Raw genomic sequence first — 14,564 nt, 5'->3', positions numbered from 1 at the left:
CGCCGAACTGCACCGTGACGGTCTGCGGCCGGATCAGGAAGCTGTGCCGCGACTGCACGGCCAGGGTGCCGTGGAGGCCCACCGGCACGACCGGCAGCCCGCTCTTCAACGCCATCAGGAACCCGCCGCGCCGGAAAGGCAGGACCTTGCCGCCGAGCGACCGGACCTCCTCCGGAAAGACCACGATCGACGCGCCGCGCGCCAGCTTGTCGAGCGCCGAACCGAAGCTGTCCTTCGCCGTCGAGCGATCCTTGCGGTCGACCGGGATGAACCCCCCGGCGGCCATCGCCCAGCCGAAGATCGGAATCTTGAAGAGGCTGCGCTTGGCGATGAAGCGGCTCTGGCCCGGAATCGCCGCCAGCAGGGCCGGGATGTCGAACAGGCTCTGGTGGTTCGCCATGATGACGAAGCGGTCGCCGGCGGAAGAATCGCCCGCCTGCCCGGGGCCGGTCTCCGGGCTCCGGACCTCGAGCCGGATCCAGCTCGACCAGAGGAGACCCCGCGCCCACAGGCGCGCGGCGCGATTCGTCCAGTTGCCGCGCGGCGGAATCGGCGCCACGAGGATCGATACGATCGAGAAAAAGGCCGTGCCGAAGAGCAGATAGAGGTTCCCCGTGATCGTCGCCACCAGGATCCGCAGCGCCGACGGCCGCTCGAGAACCGGGAGCGCATGGGCGCCGCCCACACCCTTCCCGGCATCATCACGGGAGCGGTCGGGCGTCGCAGGGGTATCGCGGGTCACTCCACTCACAGATCTCACCCGGCTCTCTCGCAACTGCCTGTTAGAATTGATGCTCATGCCCCCGCGGAGGCCCTCGCCATCGGCGCTTTCCTGGTCTCTTCGGGCCGGCGCGGCATACGACGCCGTCTTCGCCCTGCTGCTCGTCGCTTTTCCGGCAGAGATCAGCGGCACATTCCGCCTGCCGCTGCCCGGCGAGCGATTCTACCTCTGGCTCATCGCCGTCTTCCTGCTCAGCCTGGCGGGCTTCTACGTCCTCCTCGCCCGCAATCCCGGCCGCCATCCCGATTTCGTCCGGCTGGCGATCGCCATTCGTCTGCTGGGCGCCGTGGTCATCGCCGCCGCCGCGGTCGGCCGGCCCGACCTCGGGAGCCTCTACGGCATCGCTTCAGGCGACCTGGCCTTCGGGCTCGCCCACCTCGCCTTCGCGCGGGCGCTGCCTGCCACGGCGCCGTCCGACCCGGGCGCCCGGTGACGAGCCCACCATGAGTCCCCTCTCGAAGGGCCTCGAGAGCCTCGGGCGCAGCGCCGGCGCAACGGGCAGCAGAATTGCCGAAGGGGCCGGCGACCTCGCCTATCTCGCGGCGCGGTCGCTGCGCGCCCTGGTCACCCCGCCCTGGGAGCGCGCGGCCTGGCTGGCGCAGATGGAGCAGATCGGCGTGCGCTCCCTCGGGGTCGCCGCCATCACCACGATCTTCACCGGCATGGTGCTGGCCCTGCAGACGGCGCTCGCCCTTCCCGGCCTGGGGGTCAAGTACTACATCGGCACGGTGGTCTCGAAATCGACCGTGCGCGAGCTGGTGCCCGTGCTGGTAGCCCTCATCGTCGGCGGGCGGATCGGCTCCGGCATGACCGCCGAGATCGGCACGATGAAAGTGACCGAGCAGGTCGACGCCATGCGCGCCATGGCGGCCGACCCGGTGCGCAAGCTCGTCGTTCCGAAGCTCGCGGCCACGCTCGTCATGCTGCCGGCGCTGACCCTGATCGGCGACGTGCTCGGAGTCCTCGGCGGCCTGGTGATCGCGGTCCTTCAGCTGCAGCTCACCGCCTCTTTCTACTGGAACGACGTGCTTCAGGCCCTCACCCTCAACGACTTCGCCAGCGGCCTCGGGAAGTCGTTCTTCTTCGCCTTCTTCATCACCATCGTCGCCTGCCACAACGGCCTGACCGCCAAGGGAGGAGCCGACGGCGTGGGACGAGCGACGACGAATACGGTCGTTCTGGCGTCCATCCTGATCCTGGTCTCGGACTTCTTCCTCACCAAGTTCTTCTCCTTCCTCTGACCCGCGGCCCCGACCGATGCCCCAGCCAGCCGCCCTGTTCGAGATTCGCGACCTGCGCAAGAGCTACGGCGCGCGCGCTGTTCTCGCCGGCCTCGACTTCGACGTCGCGCGCGGCGAGTGCCTGGTCATTCTCGGCCGCTCCGGTTCGGGCAAGAGCGTGACGCTGCGGCTGCTCATCGGTCTCGACCCGCCGGACGGGGGATCGATCCGGTACGACGGCCGCGAGCTCGTGGGCCTCTCGGAGAGCGACCTCCTGCCGGTCCGCCGGCGGGTCGCGATGCTCTTCCAGAGCGGCGCCCTGTTCGACTCGATGAACGTCTTCGACAACCTCGCCTTCCCACTGCGCGAGCATCGCGCGACCGACGAGCCGGCTCTGGCGCGGCGCGTCGCCGAGCTCCTCGACCTCGTCCGCCTGCCGGGGATCGAAGCGAAACTTCCCTCCGATCTCTCGGGCGGCATGAAGAAGCGGGTCGCTCTCGCTCGCGCCCTGGCGCTCGAGCCCGAGACGCTGCTCTTCGACGAGCCGACGACCGGGCTAGACCCCATGACCGGAGCCTCGATCGCACGCCTCATCCGCGAGACCCGAGAACGCCTGAAGACGACCGTGATCGTCGTGACGCACGACCTCGCTCTCGCGCACAGTGTCGCCGACCGGATCGCCTTTCTCGACGAGGGCCGCTTCCGGTTCCAGGGCACTCTCGCCGAAGCGGCCGCCACCACCGACCCCTTGCTGGCCGCCTTCCTGGCCGGCAGAGAGGAAGACGCCGATGTCTACCCACCCGTCGTCCGCCCGTAAGGTCGGACTCCTGTTGCTGGTCGCGCTCGCCCTCGGCATGGCGGCGATCTTTCTCGTCGGCGAGCGCCGCAATCTGTTCTCGCGGAAGAACGAATACTCGATCCGCTTCGACTCGGTGCCGGGGCTCTCGGCCGGGAGCGACGTGCAGCTCGACGGTGTCGGCGTCGGCTCGGTCTCCGCGATCGACCTCTCCGAAGAGGTCGAGCAGAACCAGATCGTCGTCGGCATTCGCGTCGAGGCCCGCTTCGCGGCCCGGATCCGCGAGGACTCGATGGCACGGATCCGCACGCTCGGGCTGCTCGGCGACAAGTACATCGAGATCTCCTCGGGTTCGCCGAAGTTCCCCGAGATCCCCGAGGGCGGCACCATCGGCAACGCACCGGTGGCCGACGTCGATCGGCTGCGCGCCTCCGGCGAGGATCTGGTGAACAACGTCACCCGGATCACCGAGCAACTGACCGTCATCCTGGGACGCATGGAGCGCGGCGAAGGGATCCTCGGCGAGCTCACCCGGGACGTCGATCCCAACCGCAAGGTCACCAGTGAGCTGATGACGACCCTCGATTCGATCCGCGGCCTGTTCGACGATCTGCGCGCCGGCGACGGCCCGATTCCCCGGCTGCTCAACGACAGGGCCATGGGCGAGAAGCTCGAAGGCACCGTCGACCGGCTCGATTCCCTGCTCGCCAAAACCGAGTCCGGCGGCGGCACGATCGGCATGCTGCTCTCGGACGAGCAGCAGAGAGAACGGCTGGAACGGTCGATCGCGAGCATCGAGCGCACGGCCGCGAACCTCGAAGCGGCCTCCCTCTCGCTCCAGGAGGAGCGTGCGCTGCTGCCCAAGCTCCTGGGCGACGAGGCCTACGGCGACAAGCTCTCGTCCGAGCTCCAGTCGCTGCTCGAGAACCTGAACCGGGTGGCCGGGAAGCTCGACCACGGCACGGGCTCGGCGGCGCAGCTGATCAACGATCCGGCGATCTACCAGGCGGTGAAAGACATCGTCACCGGGATCGACGAGTCGGCCATTCTCCGGCGCCTGATTCGCAACCGCCAGAAGAAGGGCGTCGAGGTGCGCCTCGAAAAGCAGCTCGACTCTGCACAGCCAGCGGAGCCGGAGCCACCGCCACCGGCGAAGAACCCCTGAGCGCACCTCCCGCAGCCGCACTTCGAGCTGCGATAGGCTTCGAAAGGAACGTATGCGTCACCACATCCTCGTCACCGGCGGCGCCGGATTCATCGGCACTCACGTCACCCGCAAGCTCTTGGGCCGTGGCGACCGCGTGACCGTGCTCGACGACTTCAACGACTTCTACGACCCGTCCCTGAAGCGCGCCAACGCCGCCGAGTTCGCCGGGCGCGACGACTGGCGGCTGGTCGAAGGCGACATTCGCGACGCGGCGCTGGTCGACCGCCTGTTCGCCGACGGGCGCTTCGACGCCGTGATCCACCTCGCCGCGCGGGCCGGTGTCCGGCCGAGTCTGGCCGAGCCGATTCTCTACGAGGAGGTCAACTGCATCGGGACGCTGCGGCTGCTCGAGGCGGCGCGCCACCACGGGCCGGCGAACTTCGTCTTCGCCTCCTCCTCCTCGGTCTACGGCATCAACAAGAAAGTCCCGTTCGCCGAGGACGACGCCGTCGATCAGCCGATCTCGCCCTACGCCACGACCAAGCGGGCCGGCGAGCTCCTGTGCTTCAACTACCACCACCTCTATGGACTGCGGACCTCGTGCCTGCGCTTCTTCACCGTCTACGGTCCGTCCCAGCGGCCCGAGATGGCGATCGCCAAGTTCACCGACCTCCTGGCGCGCGGCAAGGCCGTCCCGCTCTACGGCACCGGCCAGACACGGCGCGACTACACCTACATCGATGACATCGTGGACGGGGTCCTCGCGGCGCTCGACCTCGCCCCGGGCTTCGAGATCTTCAACCTCGGCGGCTCACAGACGACGACGCTCATCGACCTCGTGCACTGGATTGCCGAGGCTCTCGAGGTCCCCGCCCGCGTCGAAATGCTCCCCGATCAGCCCGGCGACGTCCCGATCACCTTCGCCGACGTCTCGAAGGCCGCCCGGATGCTGGGGTACTCGCCCAAGGTGCCGATCCGCGAGGGTCTGCGCCGCGTCGCCGCCTGGTACCGCAGCCGGCCGGCGGCCGGCGCGCCCTGAGGCCCGCGGTCAGTCCTCTCCCAGGCGGACCTGGAGCACCTCGGATTCGAGACGCCACGAGCCTTTCTCGCGGAGCATCTGCACCTCGGTCTTGACCTTCGCCCAGGAGGTCTCACCCTCGACCAGGAGCAGGGCGCGATCGCCGCGCCCGTAGCCGCGCACGATCCTGAAGCTCGTGTCGGGATGGTCCTTGCGGAACGACTGCACGATCGCCTCGGATTTCTCGGCGTAGTCCGCCTGGACCTTCTCGGTGAAGTACGGCCGCGCTCCCGCATAGTCCCAGGCCAAGAGGGCGGTGTGGAGCGCGGCGTAGGCCTTTCCGGGCTCGCCCCCGCCCGCCGGCAGGGGATCGCCATAGTCGGCCGGGGCCACCGGCACGTCGAACGCGAGGTCGAACTGGATGTCGTCGGGTTCGCTGACGCGTTTCAGGCTGCCGTGGATCCGCCCCTTCTCCACTTTGACGGTCGACTGGACTTTGCTGTCGTAGCAGAAGCCGCAGCCGTCGCCGGAGCTGAAATAGTAGGAGAGGCCCTCGTAGGCACCGCTCTTCGAGAAGTGGAAGTAGGCGACCAGCGTCTCGTCGTCGCGCAAGAAGGTGTTGATCATGTGCTCGCGGTCGAAGTCGCGATCGAGAACGGTGGTGGCGAAGCCGCTGTTCGAGATCGCGACTTTGATCCCGGGCTCGTCGTCGATGCCGACCTCCGCGGGGAAGGCGTAGGCCCCGAAGGCCTGCCACTCCCAGCTCCGGCTGGAAACCGTGCCCTCTGCCTGGCGAGTCTCCGCCGGCTCGGCCGCTTGCACAGGTCCGGGCGGCTGCGCGGCGAGCAGCACAGAAGCGACGAGCAGGGGCAGACAGGCAACACGCTTCCGGGTGGGATTTCGGTGCATGGACGATCCTTTCGCGGGCAGATCCGGCCTGCTGATGGAAACGCCAAAGAGCCCTCCGGTGGGACAGAAGGCAGCTACCGGCTCCCGCCTCCGCCGCGATAGACTGTTCGAGCTCGAAGCAGGGGCCGCGGCTGGGGATTCGCCCGCAGGGATCGCCCGCCGCCCCGGTCGAGCCCGGACCTCCTGAGTCGACTCGAGCTCCAGACGCTAGAACCTGAAGGGAGCCTCATGAAAATCTGTGTCGTCGGAAGTGGATACGTCGGCCTGGTGACGGGAGCCTGCCTCGCCGACTTCGGAATGACCGTCACCGGCGTGGACAAGGATGCAGCCAAGATCGAGGCGCTCCTGCGCGGCGAGATTCCGATCTACGAGCCCGGGCTCGAAGAGGTCGTCGAAAAGAACGTCCGCGCCGGCCGGCTCAAGTTCACCACCGACCTCGCGCCGGCGATCCGCGAGGCGCGCGCGGTCTTCATCGCCGTGGGCACGCCGCCACTGCCCGACGGGCGCGCCGACCTCTCCTTCGTCCGCCAGGTCGCGGAGTCGATCGGCGACAACCTGAACGGCTACAAGGTCATCGTCACCAAGTCGACCGTGCCGGTGGGCACCGGGCAGATGGTCGAGAAGGCGGTGCGCGAGCACTCGGGCGGCAAGCAGGAGTTCGCCGTCGTCTCGAACCCCGAGTTCCTGCGTGAAGGCTCGGCGATCGAGGACTTTCTGCGGCCCGACCGCGTGGTCATCGGCGCGCGCACCCAGCGTGCCATCGAGGTCATGCTCGACATCTACGCCCCGTTGAAGGCCGCCGGCGTGCCGTTCGTGGTCGCCAACGTCGAATCGGCCGAGATGATCAAGTACGCCTCCAACGGCTTCCTGGCCACCAAGATCACCTTCATCAACGAGGTCGCGGAGATCTGCGAGGCGGTGGGCGCCGAGGTCGACGTCGTCGCCCGTGGCATGGGCCTCGACCACCGGATCGGGCCGAAGTTCCTGCATCCGGGTCCCGGCTACGGCGGCTCCTGCTTCCCGAAGGACACCCGGGCGGTGGCGCAGATCGCCGAGGAGCATGGCCTGCGCTTCGAGATCATCGAAGGAGTGCTGTCGGCCAACGAGCGCGTCAAGCGCCGCATGATCGGCAAGATCGAGCAGGCGTTCGGGAGCCTCGCCGGCAAGACCGTCGCCGTGCTCGGCCTGGCCTTCAAGGGCGACACCGACGACATGCGCGAGTCGCCCGCGATCCCGGTCATCGAGGGCCTCATCGAACGCGGCGCGAAGATCCGCGCCTTCGACCCCGCGGCGATGACCGCGGCGAAGCCGCTCCTGCCGCCGGTCACCTTCTGTCGCGACGCCTACGAAGCCGCCCAGGGCGCCGACGGGATCGTCATCGCGACCGAGTGGAATCAGTTCCGCGCTCTCGACTTCACCGAGCTCAAGTCGCGGCTCGCGGCGCCGCTCATGGTCGATCTGCGCAATCTCTATCAGCCGGATCGGGTCGCCGCCGAGGGCTTCGCCTACCACTCCGTCGGCCGCCCCTCGTCGGGAAGCGGGACCGGAGCATGAAGCGAGCGCTGGTCACCGGCGGCGCCGGATTCCTCGGATCCCACCTCTGCGAGCGCCTCCTCGCGGAGGGGATGTCGGTCGTCGCGGTCGACAACCTGATCACCGGCAAGCGCGAAAACGTCGCCCACCTGCTCCCGCGCAGCGATTTCGAGCTCGTCCAGAAGGACGTCTCGAATCCGTTCGAGATCGCGGGGCCGATCGACTACGTGCTGCACTTCGCCTCGCCGGCCTCGCCGATCGACTACCTCGAGCTGCCGATCCAGACGCTCAAGGTCGGCTCTCTCGGCACGCACAACTCGCTCGGACTCGCCAAGGCGAAAGGGGCGCGCTACCTGCTCGCCTCCACTTCGGAGACCTACGGCGATCCGCTGGTCCATCCGCAGCCCGAGACCTACTGGGGAAACGTCAACCCGGTCGGCCCGCGCGGCGTCTACGACGAGGCCAAGCGCTTCGCCGAGGCGATGACCATGGCCTACCACCGCTACCACGGTCTCGAGACCCGCATCGTACGGATCTTCAACACCTACGGCCCGCGCATGCGCCCGCGTGACGGACGGGTCGTCCCGGCATTCATCCAGCAGTCGCTTCTCGGCGAGCCGCTCACGGTCTTCGGCGACGGCAGCCAGACGCGTTCGTTCTGCTACGTCGACGACCTCATCGAGGGCATCTTCCGCCTCCTCATGTCGGACGAAGTCCTGCCGACCAACATCGGCAACCCGCACGAGATGACGATCCTGCAGTTTGCCGAACGGATCCGCGCGCTCGTCGGCTCGGCCTCGCCGATCGACTTCCGCCCGCTGCCGGAAGACGATCCCAAGACCCGGCAGCCCGACATCACCAAGGCCCGGCGGATTCTGGGCTGGGAGCCCAAGGTCGAGCTCGATCTCGGCCTCGGTCGCACGATCGACTATTTCCGGTCGATCCTGCCGGTGACGGCGTAGACCGCTTTCGCCCTTTCGCCCTTCCGGAGACCGCGATGGAGAAGACGCCCCAGTCCGTCCCGCAACTGTGTCCGCGCTGCTCCACCCGGCCCGCCGGGCTCTCGCGCCCGCCGTTTCGCGGCGCTCTCGGCGAGGAGATCCAGCGCCGGGTCTGCCCGCCGTGCTGGGACGAGTGGAAGCGCGCCGAAGTGATGGTCATCAACGAGCTCAAGTTGAACTTCATGGAGCCGACCTCGCAGGAGATCCTCACCGCGCACATGCGCGAGTTCCTGGGTTTCGACCAACCCGCGGCGCCTGGAGTGCGGTGAAGATCGTCCCCGAGGCGCCGCGCTCGCTGCGCGGCCCGGCGGTCAAGTTCGGCATCCTGCTCGTCCTCGTCGTCGGTGGCTTCCTCGCCGCCCGCTATACCCCGCTAGCCGAGTATCTGAAGCTCGAGAGGATCGAGGGCTATCTCGACCAGGTCCGCGGGCTGTGGTGGGCACCGCTCGCCCTCGTCGGGACCATCATCGTGCTCGGCTCGCTCGGCCTGCCCGCGACGCCCTTCATCGTCGCCGGTGCGGCGATCTTCGGCGCCCTCTGGGGCACGCTGTGGAACTGGGTGGGGATCTTTCTCTCCTCGCTGACCGGCTTTCTGCTCGCGAGGCTCCTCGGCCGCGAGTTCGTCGAGCGCATCGGCGGCAGCAAGCTCCAGAAGGCCGAAAAGCTCCTCCACCGGCGCGGCTTCCTGCCGCTCATCGCCATCCGCTTCCTGCCGGTGCCGTTCACCCTGGTGAACGCCGCTGCCGCGGTCGTCGGCGTCAAACTTCCCAAGTTCCTCCTCGCCTCGGCGATCGGCCTCCTGCCGCCGATCGCCATCATCACCTACTTCTCCGCCGCCCTCCTCCAGGCCGCGACCGGCGACCGCGCCGGCATCGTCCGCCAGGCCCTCATGGTCTCGATCACCGCCGCCCTCATCGTCTTCTTCCCCATCGGCCTGCGCCGCCGCCTGCGCAAACGCAAGCTCAAGCGCCTCCGCGCCGAACGCGCCGCCCGCCCTCTGCGCCGCGGCCCCGTCGACCGCTGAGCCTGGGCCAGAACCCCGCGCACCGCCTGCGCGTCACGCGATGTCGGCTTTACAGGACGTTCTGTCTGGTATACCGTACATTCCATGGGAAGAATTGGGCTGGTCCTGCTGGTATCGCTGACCGTCGGTAGCGCTCTCGCGTTGTTGCAGGGGGAACTTCCCGTGCGGCCCGGCTACCTGGGTGTCGCGCTGATGCTGGTGAGCGCAACTGTCGCCCGCAGCCACTGGCGAAGACTCGACGCGGACGCAGGCCCAGGCTCGCCGGAGCGGGCGCTGTGGCACGGCTTGGCGACCACGGCGCTCATCGCCGGCCAGCTGGTCGCGAGCCTCTGGCTGGCGGGGCCGGGGATGGCCTTGCACAGCGTGGCCGCGCACGCCATGGCGGTCGACACCTGGACTCTCGTCCTCGGCGCCATCCTGAGTTTTCGCATCGCGCGCGACCCGGAGCCGCGCAGCGATGAACGCGACACCCTGTTCGCGGCGCGCGCAACTCGTGGCGCCTATGGGACCCTGATCGCCGAGCTCTGCGTCGCAATCCTGGTCCTGGGCTTCGGCGCCGAGCTCGAGCTGCCGGCATTCTCGCAACCGCTGATCGCGCACGTCCTGATTGTCTGCCTGATGATCGCCTCGCTCGTGCGTTGCGCCGTGCAGCTTGCGCTGTACGACGCCGCCCGTCGAGCGCTGCGGGCAACCCCGTGAGCGGAACGCCGATCGCCAATCACCTGCGGCGACTGCGCTTCGAGCACGGCGAGATGTCGCAGGACTCGCTGGCGCGCGCCGCGGGTATTACCCGGCAAACCATCGTCGCCCTGGAGGGCGGGCACTACGCGCCGTCCCTGGAGCTCGCCATGCGTCTCGCGCTCGTCTTCGGCCGGCGCGTCGACGACATCTTCTACTGGCGGGAAGTGCCCTCTTCGCCAGCTGCCCGATAGCCCTCCACCTCTCCACCCTTCCACGCGTACTCCCCGGGGAATCCTCGATGAGCAGCCCGAAGCCCGTCACCCGCAAGCGCAGCTCCCCTCGACGCATACTCTTCTGGGCGATTCCGATCGGCCTCGCCTGGCTGGGCTTTCGTCTCTTCGAGCCCGTTCTCGTCTGGAGCAGAGAGAAGCTCTTCAAGGAGAGCCCGACGACCTCGATACTCAGCCACCACGGCACGGCCGTCGGCAGCACCTCCTACTTCGCCGCCCTGCCCGAGTTCGGCCTGGTGATCTCGGTGATAATGAACAAGGGGCAGGAGAACCTCGAAGGCCTCACCCAGAACGCGACCGCCCTGGCGGAGATCTTCGCCGCCGAGGTCCTGCGGCGGTAGAATCGACCCGTCATGAACGCCACCGCCAAGCAGGAAGCGCAGAGAATCCTCGACGCCCTTCCCGACGACGCTTCGCTCGAGCAGATCCAATACCACCTCTACGTCGTGCAGAAGATCGAAGCGGGTTTGCGCGACGCCGAAGAAGGTCGCCTCTTGAGCCAGGAGGAAGTCGAGCGCCGGATCGCCAAGTGGCCCGATCGGTAGATTAGACGCATCGCGGATGGTCCGATCTCGAGCAGGCCGCTGACTACATCGCGCAAGACTCACCGAACTACGCCGCCACCCTCCTCGCGCAAGCCCGCGATACCGCTCGTTCGCTCGACCGCTTCGCCGAACGCGGCTGAATCGTCCCGGAGCTGCGCGACGCCGCGATCCGGGAGGTCTTCGTCGGCAGCTACCGGCTCGTCTATCGAATTCTGCAGAACCGCGTCGAAGTCCTCGCCATCGTGCATGGCGCGCGGGATCTCGCCGCGCTCTGGCGAGGCGACACTCCCGACGCACCCTGATTGAAGCGCGGCGGCCGAGCTACGCGGAGATCACTCTCCGAGCGCGGCGGCGACCTGGGGCTGGTCGATGAGGAGGACGCCGCCGCCGGCGTGTTTTTCGGGGGCGAACTCGAAGTCGCGGATGACGCGGCGGAAGACCTCCTTGAGCGCCCGGGCGCCGAGGCGGGGCTGCCTTCGCGCCGCCTGGGCGATGGCGCGGGCGGCGTTGGGGGAGATGGCGAGCTTGACGCCGCGGCTCTCGAAGAAGGCTCGGGTCTGGATGAAGCCCGAGTCCGGGCCCTCGAGGAAGATCTTCAGGAGCTCGTCCTCGCCCAGATCCTCGAGCATCACCACGGCGTCGAAGCGCGACAGGAACTGCGGGCTCATGCCGTAGTCGAAGAGGTCCTCGTTCCGGAGCCAGTCGCGGAGCTCGAAACGGAGCTCCTCGCGCACCTTGCCGCCCTCGACGACCGTCACCGGCTGCAGCGCGCCCTTGTCGGCGCCGATCGTGACCCGGTCGTAGACCGCGTCGTAGAGCCCCTCGAAGGCGCCGGCGCAGACGAACAGCAGCCCCGACGAGTCGACCGTCGTCGCGCCGCCGCCCAGCCACTCGGGCAGCACCACCGGCACGGCCTCGTTCTCGATCAGGGTGAGGAGGGCTTCCTGGGCGCGGATGCCGGCAACGTTCACCGTCCCCCCGACGTGGCTGCGGATCTTGTCCACCTCGTCGACGAAGACGAGGCCTTGAGCGGCGCGGGAGACGATCGCCGCGGTGCCCGCACCGTCGCCCAGCTGCTCGCGGGCGCGCTCCAGCAGGCGGCGCATCACCGCCTCGCCAGGCCGGCCGGCCTGCGCCTCCTCGCCGAGGACGTTGGCGTGAATGCGAACCACGGCCGAGCGCGAAGCGAGCGCCGGGTCGGCGGCGAGGAACTTCTCCACCGCGCGCATCAGGGTCGTCTTGCCGGTCCCCGACGAGCCGATCATGAGGATATTGCCGACGCCGAGGCCGGCGAGCTTCTTCGAGAGGGCGATCGCCATCTCCTTCACCGCGCCGGACTGCCCGATGACGCGCTTGCCCAAGGCGGCGGCGATCTCGTTCGGTGGCGGGGCTGGGAGTGCAGGGCTCATTTCTCCATTCTAATGGCGTCCCGCATTGGCGGCGCCGGCGCGGTCGGATAGATTCCAGGAATGGTCTTCCGCCGCCTTCTCCCCCTCCTATGTGCCGCCGGGCTGGCCTTCGCGCCGTTCGGCAGCCCGGTCTTCGCCAGCCAGGCCGTCGCCGGAGCGCCGTCCGCCGGCGACCCGCTCTCTGCCGCCCAGCTGGCGCTCGATGCCGGCGACAGCGAGCGCGCGCTCGCCCTTCTTGCCCCGCTCCTCAAGCGCGAGCCGAAGAACGCCGCGGCGCTCCTGCTGCGCTCGACGGCGCGATGTATCGGCGGCGAGCTCGACCTCTGCCGCGAAGACCTCGACCGGGCGCTCGAGCTCGATCCGACGCTTCGCCAGGGCTGGCTGAACCGCGCTGGTCTGGCGATCGCGGACAAGCGCTACGACGACGCCATCGCCGCGCTCACCCAGGCCGAAAGACTCGACCCCGGGGCGAGTGACAACGCCATCAATCTCGGCGCGGTCTATCTGCTCCAGGGCAAGCTCGAACCCGCGAGCCGCGAGTTCGAACGCCACCTCGTCGCCAACGCGCGTTCCGCCGACGCCTACTATCTGGTCGCCACGAACTTCGCCCTCGCCGGCTACTCGGCCTTCGCCGCGCAGAACCTCGGGCGCGCGATCGAGCTCGACGAGCGCTCGCGGGTGCGCGCGAGGAGCGACGCCAACTTCGCCGAGCTCGCCTCGACCCGGCCGTTCCAGGTTCTGCTCACCAGCGACACCTTCGTACCGCCCGCCGGCAGCGCCTCGGCGAGCCGCATGTACCGCAGCCCCTACAAGGGCGCCGACAGCCCCCTGCTGGTGGCGGTGTTGAATGCCCTGCAGATCGCCGGTACGCCGATGGATCCGAAGGTCGAAGTGACCGACGACTGGGCCCTGCTGTGGAGCGACGTGCGGATCAAGATCGCGCGGCGCTCCGACCAGGAGACCGCGGTCGAGCTCTCGGCTGCGCCCGGGAAATTCTCCGCCGAGGCGTGGGACCGCCGGAGCCGGGAGCTCTACGAGAGCATCGAGCGCGAGCTCCTCAAGCTCGGGCGCAGCGGCCTCGGCAGGCCCTGACGGGGCTCTCAGACGCGCAGCAGCACGGCGCCCCAATGCAGCCCGGCGCCGAGGGCGGCGAATCCGACCAGCGCGCCCTCGGGGGCCTTGCCCGCCATGCGCGCCTCGTGGAAGCACAGCGGCAACGTCGCCGAGGTGGTGTTGCCGTATTTCTGAATGTTGTTGTGCACCTTCGCGTCGGGCAGACCGAGCGCTTTCTGGGCCGCTTCGTTGATGCGCAGATTGGCCTGGTGCATCACCAGCAGGTCGAGGTCGGCGATCGTGAAGCCATGCTCCGCGAGGAGGCCGGTCGCAGCCTGCGGCATGAGTGTCACGGCGAGCTTGAAGACCTTCCGGCCGTCCATCACCGGGACGGTCTCGCCGGCGGCGATCTGCTCGGCGGTGACGAACGGCCGCCGGGAAGAGCCCAGACCGGGCACTGTCAGGATGTCCTGGTGGTTGCCGTCGCCGAAGAGCCGCGCGCCGAGAATTCCGCGGCCGTCGTCCTCCTCCGACGCCCGGAAGACCATCGCGCCGGCGCCGTCCCCGAAGAGCACGAGCAGATGCCGGAAACGCGAGTTCCAGGCTAGATCCTCGGCGGCGAGCGGCCCCTCTGCGCGACCGTCGAGGACCGCCCAGGTGTGGTCGGAGAACGGCATGAGGGAAGTATGCACATCGGTGCCGACGAGCAGGACGTTCCTGGCGATCCCCGAGCGGATGAGGGCGTCCACCATCTGCAGGCCATAGGCGAAGCCGGCGCACTGTTGGCGGATGTCGAGCGCCGGGATCGGCCGGATGCCCAGCTTCTGCTGCAGGAGCGTTCCGCAGCCGGGGAAGAAGTGGTCCGGGGTCATCGTGGCGCAGACGATGTAGTCGACTTCGTCCGCCGCCATCCCCGCGTCGGCGAGCGCCGCCCGCGCGGCCTCGGCCCCGAGGTCGGACGAGGCGACGCCCGACTCGACGTAGCGCCGCTCGACGACCCCGCTGCGCTCCCGGATCCAGTCGTCGTTGGTCTCCATGACCCGCGACAGGGTCGTGTTGTCGACGACCCGCGGCGGAACGGCGATTCCGCTACCGGCGAAGCGGGCGCGTACCTGGCTCATGTTCGTCTCCTGGCCTCAGTCGGTCCTGGTACGGTG

19 protein-coding genes are annotated in these 14,564 nt (G+C 68.7%); 15 read left to right on the top strand and 4 right to left on the bottom strand.

Going from position 1 to position 14,564, the window contains the following annotated elements; all coding sequences use genetic code 11:
* Nucleotides 1-760 (bottom strand): 1-acyl-sn-glycerol-3-phosphate acyltransferase (locus tag KBI44_09995; GenBank protein ID MBP9144804.1); only part of this gene is annotated, 760 nt, incomplete at its 3' end.
* Nucleotides 761-797: 37 nt separating this feature from the next.
* On the opposite strand from KBI44_09995, the gene KBI44_09990 reads away from it, so the two are divergent.
* From KBI44_09990 to KBI44_09970, 5 genes are read left to right on the top strand one after another with little or no spacing between them, the layout of a single operon-like run.
* Complete coding sequence (locus KBI44_09990) at nucleotides 798-1,214, top strand: hypothetical protein (GenBank protein ID MBP9144803.1); 417 nt, start codon at nucleotides 798-800, stop codon at nucleotides 1,212-1,214.
* A 10-nt stretch (nucleotides 1,215-1,224) separates the two neighbouring features.
* Nucleotides 1,225-2,022: an ABC transporter permease gene (locus tag KBI44_09985; GenBank protein MBP9144802.1), complete on the top strand. Its 798-nt coding sequence runs from the start codon at nucleotides 1,225-1,227 to the stop codon at nucleotides 2,020-2,022.
* A 16-nt stretch (nucleotides 2,023-2,038) separates the two neighbouring features.
* Nucleotides 2,039-2,818, top strand: coding sequence for an ABC transporter ATP-binding protein (locus KBI44_09980; protein ID MBP9144801.1), 780 nt, complete (start codon nucleotides 2,039-2,041; stop codon nucleotides 2,816-2,818).
* A complete protein-coding gene (locus KBI44_09975; protein MBP9144800.1) occupies nucleotides 2,790-3,962 on the top strand; it encodes an MCE family protein in 1,173 nt (390 codons plus the stop codon). Before KBI44_09980 ends, KBI44_09975 begins: the two co-directional genes overlap by 29 nt.
* Before the next feature lie 52 nt (nucleotides 3,963-4,014).
* On the top strand, nucleotides 4,015-4,983 hold the full coding sequence (locus tag KBI44_09970) for a GDP-mannose 4,6-dehydratase (GenBank protein ID MBP9144799.1): 969 nt from the start codon (nucleotides 4,015-4,017) through the stop codon (nucleotides 4,981-4,983).
* Nucleotides 4,984-4,992: 9 nt separating this feature from the next.
* Here the strand turns inward: KBI44_09970 and KBI44_09965 are convergent, their stop codons facing one another.
* Nucleotides 4,993-5,871, bottom strand: a complete 879-nt coding sequence (locus tag KBI44_09965; protein ID MBP9144798.1) for a hypothetical protein — start codon at nucleotides 5,869-5,871, stop codon at nucleotides 4,993-4,995.
* 228 nt (nucleotides 5,872-6,099) lie between these two features.
* Here KBI44_09965 and KBI44_09960 point away from each other — a divergent pair, with 228 nt between their 5' ends.
* The 9 genes from KBI44_09960 (at nucleotide 6,100) to KBI44_09920 (ending at nucleotide 11,247) form a co-directional block, all read left to right on the top strand.
* Nucleotides 6,100-7,425, top strand: coding sequence for a UDP-glucose/GDP-mannose dehydrogenase family protein (locus tag KBI44_09960; protein ID MBP9144797.1), 1,326 nt, complete (start codon nucleotides 6,100-6,102; stop codon nucleotides 7,423-7,425).
* Nucleotides 7,422-8,366: an SDR family oxidoreductase gene (locus KBI44_09955; protein MBP9144796.1), complete on the top strand. Its 945-nt coding sequence runs from the start codon at nucleotides 7,422-7,424 to the stop codon at nucleotides 8,364-8,366. The genes KBI44_09960 and KBI44_09955 overlap by 4 nt, the downstream gene beginning before the upstream one ends.
* 35 nt (nucleotides 8,367-8,401) lie before the next feature.
* Nucleotides 8,402-8,674 (top strand): Fe(2+)-trafficking protein, encoded by a 273-nt coding sequence (locus KBI44_09950; protein ID MBP9144795.1) that lies wholly within the window; start codon nucleotides 8,402-8,404, stop codon nucleotides 8,672-8,674.
* Nucleotides 8,671-9,429 carry a TVP38/TMEM64 family protein gene (locus tag KBI44_09945; GenBank protein MBP9144794.1) on the top strand — a complete coding sequence of 253 codons (759 nt, stop codon included), beginning with the start codon at nucleotides 8,671-8,673 and terminating at the stop codon, nucleotides 9,427-9,429. The genes KBI44_09950 and KBI44_09945 overlap by 4 nt, the downstream gene beginning before the upstream one ends.
* A gap of 84 nt (nucleotides 9,430-9,513) precedes the next feature.
* Nucleotides 9,514-10,128, top strand: a complete 615-nt coding sequence (locus KBI44_09940) for a hypothetical protein (protein ID MBP9144793.1) — start codon at nucleotides 9,514-9,516, stop codon at nucleotides 10,126-10,128.
* Nucleotides 10,125-10,361 carry a helix-turn-helix transcriptional regulator gene (locus tag KBI44_09935; protein MBP9144792.1) on the top strand — a complete coding sequence of 79 codons (237 nt, stop codon included), beginning with the start codon at nucleotides 10,125-10,127 and terminating at the stop codon, nucleotides 10,359-10,361. Before KBI44_09940 ends, KBI44_09935 begins: the two co-directional genes overlap by 4 nt.
* A gap of 47 nt (nucleotides 10,362-10,408) precedes the next feature.
* On the top strand, nucleotides 10,409-10,741 hold the full coding sequence (locus KBI44_09930) for a hypothetical protein (protein ID MBP9144791.1): 333 nt from the start codon (nucleotides 10,409-10,411) through the stop codon (nucleotides 10,739-10,741).
* A gap of 12 nt (nucleotides 10,742-10,753) precedes the next feature.
* The gene (locus KBI44_09925) at nucleotides 10,754-10,945 is read left to right on the top strand and encodes a hypothetical protein (protein ID MBP9144790.1); all 192 of its coding nucleotides are present in this window, start codon (nucleotides 10,754-10,756) and stop codon (nucleotides 10,943-10,945) included.
* A 140-nt stretch (nucleotides 10,946-11,085) separates the two neighbouring features.
* Entirely contained in the window at nucleotides 11,086-11,247 is a 162-nt protein-coding gene (locus KBI44_09920; protein ID MBP9144789.1) for a type II toxin-antitoxin system RelE/ParE family toxin, read from the top strand.
* A gap of 30 nt (nucleotides 11,248-11,277) precedes the next feature.
* On the opposite strand, the gene KBI44_09915 is transcribed toward KBI44_09920, so the two are convergent.
* The gene (locus KBI44_09915) at nucleotides 11,278-12,354 is read right to left on the bottom strand and encodes an AAA family ATPase (GenBank protein MBP9144788.1); all 1,077 of its coding nucleotides are present in this window, start codon (nucleotides 12,352-12,354) and stop codon (nucleotides 11,278-11,280) included.
* 60 nt (nucleotides 12,355-12,414) lie between these two features.
* Between KBI44_09915 and KBI44_09910 the strand changes: the two genes are divergently transcribed.
* Nucleotides 12,415-13,446 carry a tetratricopeptide repeat protein gene (locus KBI44_09910; protein ID MBP9144787.1) on the top strand — a complete coding sequence of 344 codons (1,032 nt, stop codon included), beginning with the start codon at nucleotides 12,415-12,417 and terminating at the stop codon, nucleotides 13,444-13,446.
* Nucleotides 13,447-13,454: 8 nt separating this feature from the next.
* Here KBI44_09910 and KBI44_09905 read toward each other — a convergent pair whose 3' ends face one another.
* Nucleotides 13,455-14,528, bottom strand: coding sequence for a 3-oxoacyl-ACP synthase (locus KBI44_09905; GenBank protein ID MBP9144786.1), 1,074 nt, complete (start codon nucleotides 14,526-14,528; stop codon nucleotides 13,455-13,457).
* Nucleotides 14,529-14,564: the final 36 nt, after the last annotated feature.

Source organism: Thermoanaerobaculia bacterium (assembly GCA_018057705.1).
GTDB lineage: Bacteria > Acidobacteriota > Thermoanaerobaculia > Multivoradales > JAGPDF01 > JAGPDF01.
Note: the sequence above shows the minus strand (reverse complement) of the source record. Positions and strands in the feature narration are given on the sequence as shown.

Excerpts from the sequence above, each read along its gene's own strand:
- KBI44_09990 (MBP9144803.1), top strand. The coding sequence starts at position 798 with ATGCCCCCGCGGAGGCCCTCGCCATCGGCGCTTTCCTGGTCTCTTCGG.
- KBI44_09985 (MBP9144802.1), top strand. The coding sequence starts at position 1,225 with ATGAGTCCCCTCTCGAAGGGCCTCGAGAGCCTCGGGCGCAGCGCCGGC.
- KBI44_09980 (MBP9144801.1), top strand. The coding sequence starts at position 2,039 with ATGCCCCAGCCAGCCGCCCTGTTCGAGATTCGCGACCTGCGCAAGAGC.
- KBI44_09975 (MBP9144800.1), top strand. The coding sequence starts at position 2,790 with ATGTCTACCCACCCGTCGTCCGCCCGTAAGGTCGGACTCCTGTTGCTG.
- KBI44_09970 (MBP9144799.1), top strand. The coding sequence starts at position 4,015 with ATGCGTCACCACATCCTCGTCACCGGCGGCGCCGGATTCATCGGCACT.
- KBI44_09965 (MBP9144798.1), bottom strand. The coding sequence starts at position 5,871 with ATGCACCGAAATCCCACCCGGAAGCGTGTTGCCTGTCTGCCCCTGCTC.
- KBI44_09960 (MBP9144797.1), top strand. The coding sequence starts at position 6,100 with ATGAAAATCTGTGTCGTCGGAAGTGGATACGTCGGCCTGGTGACGGGA.
- KBI44_09955 (MBP9144796.1), top strand. The coding sequence starts at position 7,422 with ATGAAGCGAGCGCTGGTCACCGGCGGCGCCGGATTCCTCGGATCCCAC.
- KBI44_09950 (MBP9144795.1), top strand. The coding sequence starts at position 8,402 with ATGGAGAAGACGCCCCAGTCCGTCCCGCAACTGTGTCCGCGCTGCTCC.
- KBI44_09940 (MBP9144793.1), top strand. The coding sequence starts at position 9,514 with ATGGGAAGAATTGGGCTGGTCCTGCTGGTATCGCTGACCGTCGGTAGC.
- KBI44_09930 (MBP9144791.1), top strand. The coding sequence starts at position 10,409 with ATGAGCAGCCCGAAGCCCGTCACCCGCAAGCGCAGCTCCCCTCGACGC.
- KBI44_09925 (MBP9144790.1), top strand. The coding sequence starts at position 10,754 with ATGAACGCCACCGCCAAGCAGGAAGCGCAGAGAATCCTCGACGCCCTT.
- KBI44_09915 (MBP9144788.1), bottom strand. The coding sequence starts at position 12,354 with ATGAGCCCTGCACTCCCAGCCCCGCCACCGAACGAGATCGCCGCCGCC.
- KBI44_09910 (MBP9144787.1), top strand. The coding sequence starts at position 12,415 with ATGGTCTTCCGCCGCCTTCTCCCCCTCCTATGTGCCGCCGGGCTGGCC.
- KBI44_09905 (MBP9144786.1), bottom strand. The coding sequence starts at position 14,528 with ATGAGCCAGGTACGCGCCCGCTTCGCCGGTAGCGGAATCGCCGTTCCG.